This is a genomic window from Verrucosispora sp. WMMC514, from assembly GCF_027497295.1.
In the GTDB taxonomy this organism is placed as follows: Bacteria; Actinomycetota; Actinomycetes; order Mycobacteriales; family Micromonosporaceae; genus Micromonospora; species Micromonospora palythoicola.
In genome coordinates this window covers 4278487-4291876 of sequence record NZ_CP114906.1, presented here as the reverse complement: position 1 = coordinate 4291876, position 13390 = coordinate 4278487, and the positions used below count along the sequence as shown (strand labels likewise).

The following is a 13390-nucleotide window of genomic DNA, read 5'->3' as shown; positions in this document are numbered from 1 at the left end:
CTCCTCCGGTTGTCAACTCCGCTGCGCCGCGGCCCGGCGGTAGGCCCGCCACCCGCCGGCGGCGCTGATGTCCTCGGCACCCGAATCGACCGCGTACGCCTCGCAGAGGAAACCGAGCACGTCCCGCCCGTCGTGCAGCCGAACCCAGCCCAGCGACAGCGGGGCCGGCACCCCGGCCAGCAACTCACCCACGGCGGCCACCGGCAGCCGCCACAGCTCGACCTCGATCGGATGGCCGTCCGGGTCGGTGTCGGCGACCCGGACCAGGCCGGGCAGTCCTGCGCCGTCGGCCGTCTCCAGGCGGTAGAGCCGGTAACGCGGCGCGGTGCGGGCGGCACCGGCGAGAGTGGCGCCCCGCTCGGTCAGCTCCGCGTTGCGGGACTCGCCGGCCAGGTGCCGGCCGACGACGGCGATCAACACCTGCGCCGACCCGGGCGGCGCGGCGACGGGGGCGGTGGCCTCGGGGACGGCTCGGGTGGCGGCGGTGAAGGCGGCGGCGAGTCGGGCCAGGGTGGTGTCGCTGAACGCGGGGCCGAGCAGGGTCAGGCTCGCCGGCCGGCCGGCCGCGGTGAACCCGTTGGGCACGGTCACCGCCGCCAGGTCGAGCAGGTTGGCGAACTGGGTGTAGCGGCCGAGCACCGTGTTGCGGCCGATCGGGTCCTCGGCGACCTCGGCGAGCGTGAAGGTCGTGCCGACGGTGGGCACCACCAGCACGTCGACCTCGTGCCACAGCTGGTCGACCTGGGCCCGCAACTCGCGCAACCGGTGCTGCCCCCGGAAGACGTCGATCGCGTCGTAGCGCCGGCCGGTCTCCAGCACGCCGCGGGTCACCGGCAGGACCGCCTCGGGGTGTTCCCGCAGGAAGCCGTCCAGCCCGGCGAGCCGTTCGGCCACCCACGGTCCCTGGTAGAGCAGCTCGCCCGCCTCGAGGAAGCTCTGCAACGGCACCGACCCGACCTGGCCGACCAGACCCCGTAGCGCCTGCACGCCCGCGGCGAACCGGACCGACTGTCCGGCGTCGCCGAAGAACTCCAGGTCTTCTGCGCGGGGCACGCCGAGGCGTAGCGTGCCCGGCATGCGGGCCACCACCCGCTCCGCCGGTAGCGGACGCCCCCACGGGTCGGCCGCCGAGACGCCGCGCGCGGCGTGCAGCACGTCCACCGCGTCCGCGACGTCGGTGGCGAAGACCGAGACGCAGTCGAGCGAGCGGCAGGCGGGCACCACTCCGGCGGTGCTGAGCAGGCCCCGGGTGGGCTTGAGGCCGACGATGCCGTTCAGCGCCGCCGGCACCCGGCCGGAGCCGGCCGTGTCCGTGCCCAGGGCGAAGCTGACCTGGCCGGCGGCGACCGCCACGGCCGAGCCGGAGCTGGAACCGCCGGAGATCAACCCGCCGCCGAAGACGCTCGCGCAGCTGCCGTACGGCGAACGCGACCCGGTCAGGCCGGTGGCGAACTGGTCGAGATTGGTCTTGCCGACGAGCAGGGCACCGGCGTCGAGCAGCCGGCGCACCACGGGCGCGTCCTCGACGGCCGAGTACCCGAAGTCGGGGCAGCCGGCGGTGGTGGTCATGCCGGCGACGTCGATGTTGTCCTTGACCGCGAACGGTATCCCGTACAGCGGCAGGGTCGCGGGGTCGGCGGTGGCGGCCAGCCGCTCGGCGCGGGCGAGGAGTTGGCCGGCCGGCACAGTGGTGATCCAGACCGGCCCGCCGTCCGCTCCGGACAGCCCGGCCAGGACCTGTTCCGCCAGTTCGGTGGGGGTCAGGCCGCCGTGGCGGTACGCCGACCGCAGCTCCGAGATCGATCCGATCCGCTCTGGCATACAGTCGATTGTCGACAGTTGTGTTTCGGCAAACCGCGCGCTACGTAACGGCGGCATGACGGCCAGCCGGTGCGGCTAGCCGAGATACGAGCGCGCCCCGTGCTCGGACAGCACGGCGAGCACCAGCTCCGGGTCACCGGCGGCGACCGCCTCGAAGAGCCGCTCGTGCCGGTGGACGCCGTCCTGCGGCTGCGCCACCTCCGCCTCGCGGCGCAGGTTGATCGCCATGTACAGCTGCAACTTCACCAGTATCGAGTCGTACACGGCCGAGAGCTGCCGATTGCCGGCCAGCGCCACCAGCGCGACGTGGAACGCCCGGTGCGACTCGGCGACCGCGAGCCGATCGCCGTCCCGGGTCGCCCCCCGCATCTGGTCCAGCGCCGCCCGCAGTCCGGCGAGGTCACTGTCCCGACGCACCGGGACAGCCGACCGCACTGCGAAGCGTTCCAGCACGTCACGCAGCTCGTACAGCTCCCGCACGTCGCGATCGGACAGGGTCGCGACCCGGACCCCCCGGCGCGGGACGTGCTCGACCAGACCCCGCTGCGCCAGCAGCCGCAACGCCTCGCGCAGCGGCGCGCGGCTGATTCCGAGCCGCCGGGTCAGTTGCTCCTCCACCAGCCGTTCGCCGGGATCACTCCGGCCGCTGAGGATCTCCCGGGTCAGCCGGGCGGCGGCGAGCTCCACCAGACTGACACTCTCCAGCTCGCCCTCCGCCGGCGATGCGGCCACGTCGTTCACCCCGACGAGTGTGCCACCTGCCGCCGCAGCCTCCGGCGGACGCGTCAGGCCACGAGAGGCCGGACATCCCAGACGAGGGCACCGTCGATCTCTCGGGCGGGGCCGAGCAGCGCCTCCATCGTCCGGCGCACCGGGTCACCGTGGTGCAGCCCACCCTGGACCACCACGGCCGCCCGCCAGTGCCTCAGATCTGCCACCGCCTGCCGGCGGTCGGTGTCGCTGATCGGCGGCACCTCACCGGTGTCGGCCACCCGGCGCAGCAGCAGCGACGTGGGCCGGTCCGGGGCGCCCCACCGGGCCGCCGGATCGTCCGGCGAACGGGGGCCGATGAAGAATCCACCCGGTGCGGTGAAGGCCAGGTCGGTGCGGGCGGACCAGAGCATGGCCGGGCTCTGGCCCGCGTTGGTCACCGGCGGCACGGCCACCACGGTCTGCCCCGCCGGCACGTAGGCCCGCCAGGTGCCCTCCGCCACGAAGGCCGGCACCTGCCAGACCGGGACGGTACGGATCGGGGTCGGGGTCAGCGGCAGCAACGCGGCGACCACCGCGCCGGCCCAGAGCAGCCGCACCGGCACCGCGTCCGGTCGCGTCGCGGTGCCGACCGGCTGACGTCGCACCCGGTCCACCGAGAGGGCGAGCAGGATGCCCAGCACCGGCACGCAGACCAGCGCGAACCGGGCCGGCACCACGTGGTCGAGCAGAGGCAGCTCGGCGATCAGCCGGTACGGGCCGGGCAGGTCGGTCAACGCTCCGTCGAGGCGTACCCGGGGGCCGAGGGAGAGCAGGGCGAACACCACTGCGCAGCCGGCCAACGCCCGGACCAGCGGCCGATGCCACAGCCACACCGTCACGACCAGGGCCAGCACCAGCAGACCCGGCCCGAAGAAGGAGTTCTCCTCGGTGGCGTTGGGTGCCAGCAGGGCCGGCAGGCGGTGGTCACCGAAGACGGTCTGCCGGGCGGTGGCGGTGAACGACGCGGCGTCCAACTGGAAGCCGTACGCGTGGAACGGCATCCCCCGGTAGTGGCCGGGGCCGAAGAACTGGAACCACAGCGGGTAGGCCAGCAGCGCCGCCGCCACCACCGCGCCGACCGCGATCCGGCCGACCGTGGCCGGGGCGAGCCGGCGTGCGGCGGCCCGGTCGGCCAGCGCGTACCCGACGACGAGGACGCCGGCGGCGAGCGCCACCAGGAGCAGCACCTCCTCGCCGAGGAAGACCTGGTAGGTCACGACCAGACCGAGCAGCACCCCGGGGCGCCACACCCGCGACCAGGCGCCCGACGAGGAGACGTTCGCATCGGCGGGGTCGACGGCGAACACCAGTGCCAGGATCACCGGCACCAGGAACTGGGCGGCCATGTGCAGGTGCGATCCGGCCTGCGCGACCATGCCGGGCGCGAAGCCGCAGACCAGCCCGCCGACCGCGGCGGCCAGCCGGGATTCGACGAGCCGGCGGCGCAGCAGTACGTACCAGGCGGTGGCCGTGCCGGCCAGGCACCCGACCACCGCCACCCCGAACGCCACCTGCGAGCCGAACAGCAGGGTAACCGGGGCCAGCGGGACGCCGAGGCCGAGCACCGAGGTGTTGGCCATCAGGTTCACCCCGTCGGGCGCGTTGAGCGCATCGCTCCACAGTGGATGAGCGCGGCCGGACACGACCCGGGCGGCGTGGGCCAGCATCCACTCGAAGAGGATCTGGTCGCCGGCCTGGTGGAAGAGCCGGTCCGGTCGGCCCCACTGCCGGCTGGTCAGCCAGCCGGCCAGCGCCAGGTAGCCGACCACCACCGCCAGGTCAGGCGTACCCGGGCGGAGCCGCCAACGGCGACGGGGGCGGACCTGCGCCTCCCGATCGAGCGTACCGACCGACATCAGGCCCGGGGGTCGGTGAGTGACCGTACGTCCCACACCCAGACGTCCAGTTCGAGCCGGGCCGGCCCGACCAGTTGCTCGACGGTCTGCCGCAGTGACTCCGAGTGCGGCTGCCGGACCGGCAGCACCAGGATCGCCGCCCGCCAATACCGCAGCTCGTCCAGGGACCGGCGCCACTGGCGGTCGGTCAGCTCAGGGGTCCGGCCGGTGGTGGCCACCTCCTCCAGCAGCTTCCCGATGCCACTGGGTCGGCCACCGAAGCGACCGGGGTCGCCGGTGTTGCCGTTGCGGGGGGCGAGGAAGTAGCCACCGGGGATCTTGAAGTCGAGGTTGGTGGCGGCGGCCCAGCGCATGCCGTGGGTGTTGCCCATGCTCGGCACCGGGATCGGCACCAGGGTCTGGTCCGGCGCGACGTAGGCGCGCCACCGGTCGGAGGTGATGAAGTCCGGCACCGGCGGGCGGGACGTCATCGGCAGCGGCATGGGGGTGATCGGCAGCAACGCGAGCACCAGACCGGCGGCGGTGAGCGTACGCACCGTCCGCCGGTCCATGGACAGCGTGCTGGTCCGCTCGATGGCCAGGGCCAGCAGGATCGCCACCACCACGCTGGTGATCATGCCGAATCGGGTCGGCACCACCGCGTCGAGCAGCGGCAGCCGGACCAGCCACTCCCAGGGACCGACGACCAGTTCCCGGTCCCACCAGCTGATCCGCTCGCCCAGGGACAGGATGGTGTAGAAGGCGGCGGTCGCCGCGAGCGCCCGGACCAGCACCTCCCGCCGGAGCCAGAGGACGATCCCGACGGCGATCAGCGCCAGACTCCACCCGAAGAACGCGTTCTCCTCCGAGTAGTTCGGCGCGAGGTTGACGTTCGCCCGCTGGTTGCCGCCGATGGTGGGTGAACCCGGGGCGAAGTAGGCGGCGATGTCGTTGCCGTAGTCACGCACGGCGTCACTGAGCCCGTGATACGCCATCGGGCCGGCGAACTGGATGTACAGCGGGTACGCCAGCAGTGCGCCGGCGATCACCGTGCAGGTGGCCAGCGCCTTGGCCAACGGTCGCCAGGCCGCCGACCAGAGCCCGGGTCGCTGGACGAGCACCGCGATCAGGAAGATCCCGCAGCCCATCGCGGTGAAGAGCAGGATCTCCTCGTTGATGAACGCCTGCACGGTGACCAGCAGGGCCAGCAGCGCACCGTCCCGGTACGGTCGGGTCGACCTCGTGATCACCATGACCCGCCACACGATGAACGGCAGCAGGAACTGGCTGATGATGTTCGGGTGCCAGCTGGCGTGCGACAACATCGCCGGTGAGAAGCCGCAGAACCAGCCACCCACCACCGCGGCGAACCGGTTGCTCACCACGTGCCGGGACAGCACGAAGTACCAGGCCGAGGCGGTCCCGGCCAGACCGAGCGTGACCAGCAGCACGAAGGTCACGGCCGGTCCGAACAGCAGGGTCACCGGCACCATCGGGATGCCCAGGGCGAGGATGGCCGTGTTGGCCATCAGGTTGACCCCGTCGGGGTAGTTGAACTGCTCGGTGAAGAAGGGGAACTCACCGTGCAGGACCACTCGTACCGAGTGGGCGAGGAAGAACTGCACCTGGGCCGGGTCGCTGCTGTAGAGCGAGGCCACCCGCCCGGCCGGGTCCATCCAGATCTGGCTGGTCACCCAGAGCGCGGTCACCAGGAACCCGCCGAAGACGGCGAGATCCCGTCGCCGGGGAGTCCACCGGAACCGGCGTCGGCGGTCCGGAGCGGCCTCGACGCCGTCGGCACCCCGCGTACCGTCGGCCGGCGCGGTCTCCGGCAACTGCCGGTCCGCCCCGCCCTCGGTGGCGGGTGCCTCGGTGGCGTCGATCGCCACGGCCTGGACCGTGGCCGGCTCGACGATGGGTGCGGTCCCCGGTGTGCGCGCGATGGCCGCGTCGGCGTCGTTGCGCACCTCGTCACCCACGGTGACAACTTCGGACGGAGAGTCGGCGACGTCGGCGGATCTCGGCAGCGCGGCGGCGCGGGTCTCGGCAGGCGTCACAGTCGGCGGAGTCTACCCGAGTGGGGAAAGTGCCCCAAGTCAGACGCGGTGTCCCCTGTGGCCGGTGTGGTGACCGCGCGACGCAGCGTACGGTGCCCCGAAGCATCGGCGGGACATCTCGTACTATTGCCCTCCGACACGACGACGCGATCCGATCGGGGGCGTGACAGGTGGCTCCAGCCCGTTGGCGCGGCTTGACCGCCACCGGCCTGTCCACCCTGCTGATCGCGGTCACCGCCTGCGGGCCGGTCGCCGAGCGTCAGGCACGGGACCTGCGGGTCGGCTACGACAGCATGGACGGCGCCCTGACGGTGTGGCCGCCGCGCGGCTCCCTGGCCGAGGACACCACGGCGACCGCCGCCGTCACCGAGGCGGTACGCGACTGGCGCTCGCCCGTGGACGACCGGGTGCACGTACCCTCCTCCGGCATCCTCTTCTCCGGTGAGGTCGACGGCCGTCCGCTGGCCCTGGTCGCCGCCTCGGTACCCGGCGAGGCCGCGTCCTGGCTGCTCCAGCTCACCGGCGACGGCGATCGGTACACGGTCAGTCACGCCACCGAGTACACCGACCCCGGCTACCTGGTCTACTCCGACGTGTTGCCGGTCCAGTCCGCCGACGGCCGGCGCTACCTGACCTCCGAACGGGTCCGGCGGCTGGTCGGGCCGAACGGTCGCATCGTCTCCGACCGCGACGGCCTGACCAACCCCGTCGAGGTGCCCCGGTGTCGCGCGGTGACCGTCACCGCCACCCTGCGCTCCACCGAGTCGTTGCCTCGGGGCCGGGCCACCGACCGGCTGCTCGACCTCGGCACCGGCATCACCGCCCCGCGGTATCCGCTGGTCCGCGACGAGAGCGGCTCCGGCCGGCGCGCCCTGACCGGCCTCGACACCTGTCTGCTGGCCGACGAGGACGGCCCGTTCGGCAGCATCGACCGGCGGGTCGGCGACCGGGACGTCCCGCAGTCGGTGCCGGCGTCCTGGCCGATGGCGAAACTCGCCGTGCGTACGCTCGGCGAGTTGTCGCTCGACGGAGGCGAGCCGGCCGAATTGGAGCAGCTCACCTGGGAGAGCGCCGAGGGCACGATGAGCGCGGTGGTGTACCGGCCCGCCGACGACGGCGCGGTGGTGCTCTCCCCCGCCGACCGGACGAACCCGTTGCAGGTCTACGAGCTGCCGGTGCCGGATCAGCCGCTGGTCGTGCTGAGCTGGCGCGCCACCAAGGACACCGCGCTCTCGGTGCCACCCAACACGATCCGCCTGGTCGACCGCCCCGGCCTGGTGGTGGCTCCCCTCCCCGAGCGCCGCGAGACCTTCAGCCTCGCCGCCGCCGAGAAGACCCACTACCGCTCCGCCGGCTCCCCCCGCCGCTAACCCCAACCCCCCAACCCCCCGACCCCCGACCACCCGGGTTGATCATGAAGTTGTTGTCATGCCACGCCGATGGCGGTGACAACAACTTCATGATCAACGGCGCGAGGCATTCGCGCGGGGCCGGGTGGGAAGGTCAGTTGGGGGTGGGGTTGGCGGTCAGGTGGCGCGGGTCGACCGGTTCGGTGTCGAGGCGGGAGATCCAGCCGGTCACGTCGCGGGCCACGTCCTGAGCCGTCAGGCCGAGGTCGGTCAGGAGCTGGCTGCGCGAGCCGTGCGGATGCCAGCCGGCCGATACGCCCAGGTCCCGCAGCGGCACCCGGACATCGGCGTCGCGCATGGCCTGGGCGAGCGCGTCGCCCACCCCGCCGGAGCGGACGCCGTCCTCGACGGTCACCACCAGCCGGTGCTCGCTGGCCAGCTCGACCAGCTCCGTCGGGACCGGACGGACCCAGCGTGGGTCGACCACGGTCACCCCGTAGCCCTGCTCGGCGACCCGGGCGGCGACGTCCACGCCAAGCTGACCGAAGGCCCCCACCGCGACCAGCAGCACGTCGGTACGCGCCGACTCCGCCAGCACGTCGACCGGACCGACCCGCCGTAGACCGGGCAGATCGGCGGCGACCGCGCCGGTCGGGAAGCGGACGATCGTCGGGCCGTCGTCGACGGCGACCGCCTCACGCAGCTCCTCACGCAGCGTGGCGGCATCCCGGGGGGCCGCGATCCGCAGACCCGGCACCGCCCCGAAGACCGACATGTCCCAGATGCCGTAGTGGCTCGGCCCGTCGGGCCCGGTGATCCCGGCCCGGTCCAGCACGAAGGTGACTGGCAGCTTGTGCATCGCCACGTCCAGCAGGACCTGGTCGAACGCCCGGTTGAGGAAGGTCGCGTAGACCGCCACCACCGGGTGCAGGCCACCGAGCGCCAGGCCCGCCGCCGACGTGGCGGCGTGCTGCTCGGCGATGCCCACGTCGTAGGTGCGCTCCGGGTACTTGCGGGCCAGCTTCGCGATGCCGGTCGGCTCGGCCATCGCCGCGGTGATGCCCACCACGTCGGGCCGCTCGTCCGCGATCGCCACCAGCTCGTCGGCGAAGACGTGGGTCCACTTCACCGACGGCGCGGCGGTGGCCTTGCCGTCGGTGATGTCGAAGGCGCCGGGGCTGTGGAAGCAGTCCGCCTCGTCCTCCTCGGCGGGGCGGTAGCCGTAGCCCTTGCGGGTCACCGCGTGCACGATCACCGGACCGCCGAAGTTCTTCGCCGCCCGCAGGGCCGTCTCGACGGCGGTGATGTCATGCCCGTCGACCGGCCCGACGTACTTGATGCCGAGATCCTCGAACATCGCCTGCGGGGCGACCGCGTCCTTGATGCCCTTCTTGACCGCGTGCAGCACCTCGTACATCGGCTTGCCGACCAGCGGGGTCGAGCCGAGGGCGTCCTTGACGGCGTCCAGCACCTTCTCGTAGCCGGGGTTGAGCCGCAGCGTCGAGAGGTGATGGGCCAGACCACCGATCGTCGGCGCGTACGAGCGGCCGTTGTCGTTGACCACGATGACCAACGGGTTGTCGGTGGCGGCGATGTTGTTGAGCGCCTCCCAGCACATGCCGCCGGTCAACGCCCCGTCGCCCACCACGGCGACGACGCTGCGCGACTCGCCACGCAGCGCGTACGCCTTGGCCAGCCCGTCGGCGTAGGACAGGGCGGTCGAGGCGTGCGAGTTCTCGATGAGGTCGTGCTCGCTCTCGGCCTGGTTGGGGTAGCCGGAGAGCCCGCCACGCTGGCGCAGCTGGTCGAACCCGCCCTGCCGGCCGGTGACGATCTTGTGCACGTACGCCTGGTGGCCGGTGTCGAACAGCAGCCGGTCCCGGGGAGAGTCGAAGACCCGGTGCAGGGCCAGGGTGAGTTCCACCACGCCCAGATTGGGCCCGATGTGCCCACCGGTACGCGACACCTTGGCGATCAGAAAGTCGCGGATCTCGGCGGCGAGGATGTCCAGTTCGGTGGCGGACATCCGCTTGACGTCCTGGGGACCGTGCACCGTGGCCAGCAGCCGGCCGTGGTTGGCCGTGTCCTCTTCAACACTCATGACCGCAGAGTCTATCGGCCCTCGCCCGCCGCGCAGCCCGGGCGCGGCGACCACCGGTCCTGAGCACCTGGTCAGCTGCGCACCCGTAGCCGGCGTGGCGACCCCGCTGCCCGGCGGTCCGTGGCAGCCCGACCACCGGACGGGGACGGGCCGGTCAGGCCGGCACCAGCAGCCCGACCAGTTCCACGTGCCGGGTCATCGGGAACAGGTCGTACCCGCGCAGCGCCGCCAACCGCCACCCCAGCTCGGTGAAGACCCGCAGGTCCCGCGCGAACGCCGCCGGATCACAGGCGACGTAGGTCACCGCGCGCGGCCTTGCGGCCAGCACGTCGCGTACCACCCGCGCCCCGGCGCCGGTCCGGGGCGGGTCGAGCACCACCACGTCGACCGGTCCGGTGACCCGGCGACGGGCCAGGGCGATCTCCACCCGGGCCGCCACCACCTCGACGGCGGGCAGGTCACGCAGGTTCTCCCGGGCCGCCGCGACGCCGTCACCGGCCGCCTCGACCAGGGTGACCCGTCCGGTCTCACCGACCCGAGTGGCCAACGCGGCAGCGAACAGGCCGGCGCCACCGTAGAGATCCCAGGCCCGCTCCCCCGGCCGGGGGTCGGCCAGCTCCAGCACCGCGTCGACGAGGGTGTCCGCGGCGGCGGGGTGCACCTGCCAGAACGACGAGGCGGGCAGCACCCACTCGCGGCCGGCGGCCCGCTCCCGGACCCGTTCCGGGCCGCTGACCCGCCGACCGGCCCCGGCCGCCACGGCGGTCACCGCCACGTCCCCGCCGGTGGTGGCGACGGTCTCCACCGCCTCGGCGTCCGGCCAGCTCGCCCCGCTGGAGGTGAGCACCGGCAGCTGCTGGATCGCCGGATGGGCGATCAGGCAGCGGTCGACCGGCACCACCTCGTGGGAGCGGTGCTTGAGCAGCCCGGCGCGACCCGCCGCGTCCACCGCGTACCGGACCCGGGAACGCCAACCGAGCGGACCGCCGGGCAGCGCCGTCACCCGCAGGTCCAGTGCGTCGCAGTCGGCCTCGTCCAGCCCGCCGAGGCGGACGAGCTGCTCCCGGACCACCGCCGCCTTCCAGCGCAGCTGCGCGTCCGGGGCGACATGTTGCAGGTCGCAGCCGCCACACCGACCCGGTCGGGCGTACGGGCAGGGCGGGTCCACCCGGTCCGGTGCCGCCTCCAGCACGGTGACCGCGTCGGCCCGGACGAAACCCCGGTGCACCTCGGTCACCTCGGCCAGCACCCGTTCACCCGGCAGGGCGTGCCGGACGAAGACCACCTGGCCGTCCACCCGGGCCACGCAGTGCCCTCCGGGAGCGACGGCCGCCACGGTCAACTCGACCCGCTCGGCCTCCTCCAGCCCGCTCACCGGGCCTCCCCGTCCGACGGCTCGCGCTCGGCGGGCGGCGGCAGGGTGGCGCGTGGCGCCACCCGAGGCCCACGCACCGGCCCACGGCCGAGCGTGGCGTCCATCCGCTCGAGGTCCTTGCCGGCCGTCGAGGCGAGCTGCCACGGCACGCTCGTCACCATCACGCCCGGTTCGAACAGCAGCCGCCCCTTGAGCCGCAGCGCGCTCTGGTTGTGCAGCAGGTTCTCCCACCAGCGGCCCACGACGTACTCCGGGATGAAGACCGTGACCACGTCGCGCGGCGACTCCCGGCGGACCCCGGCCACGTAGTTCAGGATCGGTCGGGTGATCTCCCGGTACGGCGAGTCGATCACGGTGAGCGGAATCGGCACTCCGCGACGGTCCCAGTCGGCCTGCAACTGCCGGGTGTCGTGGTCGTCGACGTTGACGGTCACCGCGGTGAGCGTGTCCGGTCGGGTGGCCTGTGCGTACGCCACCGCCCGCAACGTGGGTTGGTGCAGCTTGCTGACCAGCACGATCGCGTGGTTGCGGGCCGGCAGCACCGGCCGCCCGTCGTCGGGGGCGAGTTCGACGGCCACCCGGTCGTAGTGTCGGCGGATGGCCAGCATCAGCACGTAGATCAGCCCCATCGCGACGATGGCGATCCAGGCGCCGAGCAGGAACTTGGTGATCAGCACGATCACCAGCACCGTGGCGGTCATCGCCATGCCGAAGCTGTTGATCGCCCGGGACCGGAGCATCCGACGCCGCACCTGCGGGTCCCGCTCGGTGCGCAGCAACCGGTTCCAGTGCCGGATCATCCCGGCCTGGGAGAGGGTGAACGAGACGAAGACACCCACGATGTAGAGCTGGATGAGCTTGGTCACCTCGGCCTGGAAGCCGATGATCAACAGGATCGCGAAACCGGCCAGGAAGAGGATCCCGTTGGAGAAGGCGAGCCGGTCACCCCGGGTGTGCAGCTGGCGGGGCAGGTAGCGGTCCTGGGCGAGGATCGAGCCGAGCACCGGAAAACCGGTGAAGGCCGTGTTGGCGGCCACGAACAGGATCGTCGCGGTCACCCCGACGACCAGGAACAGCAGCACCGACCCGGGCCCGAAGATCGTCTCACCGAGTTGCGCGGTGACCGTCTTCTGCACGTACCCCTCCGGGCCGGAGACGATCTGCAGGGCGGGATCCTCGACGAACTGCAGCCCGGTGAGCCGGGCCAGCCAGACGATGCCGACCAGCATGCTCACCGCGACCAGGCCGAGCATCAGCAGCGTGGTGGCGGCGTTACGGCTCTTCGGCGCCTTGAACGCTGGCACTCCGTTGGAGATCGCCTCCACACCGGTGAGCGCGGCGCACCCGGAGGAGAAGCTGCGTAGCAGCAGGAACGCCATCGCCCAGCCGGTGGTGTCGTGCCACTCGGCGGCGATCACCAGGTCGGCGCTGGGAGCGCGCAGGTCCTCACCGAGCACGACGACCCGGACCAGCCCGGTGAGGATCATGCCGATGATGACGATCATGAAGCCGTACGTCGGGATGGCGAACGCGCTGCCCGCCTCCTTGATCCCGCGCAGGTTGACCGCGGTCAGCAGCACCACGGCGGAGACCGCGATGAGCACCTTGTGCGTCGCCACGAAGGGGATCACCGAGCCGAGGTTGGCCACCCCGGACGAGACCGACACCGCGACGGTCAGCACGTAGTCGACTAGCAGCGCACTGGCCACACCCACCCCGGCGCGCGGGCCGAGGTTCACCGTCGCCACCTCGTAGTCGCCACCGCCCGAGGGGTACGCGTGCACGTTCTGCCGGTAGCTGGCCACCACGGTCAGCATGACCACGACCACGCCGAGGGCGACCCACGGCGAGAACACGAACGCCGAGGCGCCCGCGATGGAGAGCATCAGCAGGATCTCGTCCGGCGCGTACGCCACGCTCGACAGCGCGTCCGAGGCGAAGACGGGCAGGGCGATGCGCTTCGGCAGGAGGGTGTGCTTGAGCCGGTCGGACCGGAACGGCCGGCCGACGAGCAGCCGCTTCAGCAGGGAGGTGGATCGGGCCACAACGGCCAAGCGTACGGCCACCGCCGACGGGCACGTGGGGTGGCCGGTCACGGG

General features: G+C 72.6%; 8 protein-coding genes. 1 reads left to right on the top strand and 7 read right to left on the bottom strand.

What is annotated here, in order from left to right; all coding sequences use genetic code 11:
- Positions 1-12 precede the first annotated feature (12 nt).
- The 4 genes from atzF to O7597_RS20010 form a co-directional block, all read right to left on the bottom strand.
- Positions 13-1821, bottom strand: coding sequence for an allophanate hydrolase (gene atzF / locus O7597_RS20025; RefSeq protein ID WP_281580384.1), 1809 nt, complete (start codon positions 1819-1821; stop codon positions 13-15).
- A 75-nt stretch (positions 1822-1896) separates the two neighbouring features.
- Positions 1897-2562 (bottom strand): GntR family transcriptional regulator, encoded by a 666-nt coding sequence (locus O7597_RS20020; protein WP_269739224.1) that lies wholly within the window; start codon positions 2560-2562, stop codon positions 1897-1899.
- Positions 2563-2606: 44 nt separating this feature from the next.
- Positions 2607-4430 carry a hypothetical protein gene (locus O7597_RS20015; protein ID WP_281580383.1) on the bottom strand — a complete coding sequence of 608 codons (1824 nt, stop codon included), beginning with the start codon at positions 4428-4430 and terminating at the stop codon, positions 2607-2609.
- Positions 4430-6244, bottom strand: a complete 1815-nt coding sequence (locus O7597_RS20010; RefSeq protein WP_281583282.1) for a hypothetical protein — start codon at positions 6242-6244, stop codon at positions 4430-4432. The genes O7597_RS20015 and O7597_RS20010 overlap by 1 nt, the downstream gene beginning before the upstream one ends.
- Positions 6245-6636: 392 nt before the next feature.
- Between O7597_RS20010 and O7597_RS20005 the strand changes: the two genes are divergently transcribed.
- Positions 6637-7836, top strand: a complete 1200-nt coding sequence (locus O7597_RS20005; RefSeq protein ID WP_281580382.1) for a hypothetical protein — start codon at positions 6637-6639, stop codon at positions 7834-7836.
- 133 nt (positions 7837-7969) lie between these two features.
- Here the strand turns inward: O7597_RS20005 and dxs are convergent, their stop codons facing one another.
- The 3 genes from dxs to O7597_RS19990 form a co-directional block, all read right to left on the bottom strand.
- A complete protein-coding gene (gene dxs / locus O7597_RS20000; RefSeq protein WP_269739227.1) occupies positions 7970-9916 on the bottom strand; it encodes a 1-deoxy-D-xylulose-5-phosphate synthase in 1947 nt (648 codons plus the stop codon).
- Positions 9917-10070: 154 nt separating this feature from the next.
- Positions 10071-11291: a TRAM domain-containing protein gene (locus tag O7597_RS19995; protein ID WP_281580381.1), complete on the bottom strand. Its 1221-nt coding sequence runs from the start codon at positions 11289-11291 to the stop codon at positions 10071-10073.
- A complete protein-coding gene (locus tag O7597_RS19990; protein WP_269739229.1) occupies positions 11288-13336 on the bottom strand; it encodes an APC family permease in 2049 nt (682 codons plus the stop codon). The genes O7597_RS19995 and O7597_RS19990 overlap by 4 nt, the downstream gene beginning before the upstream one ends.
- Positions 13337-13390: the final 54 nt, after the last annotated feature.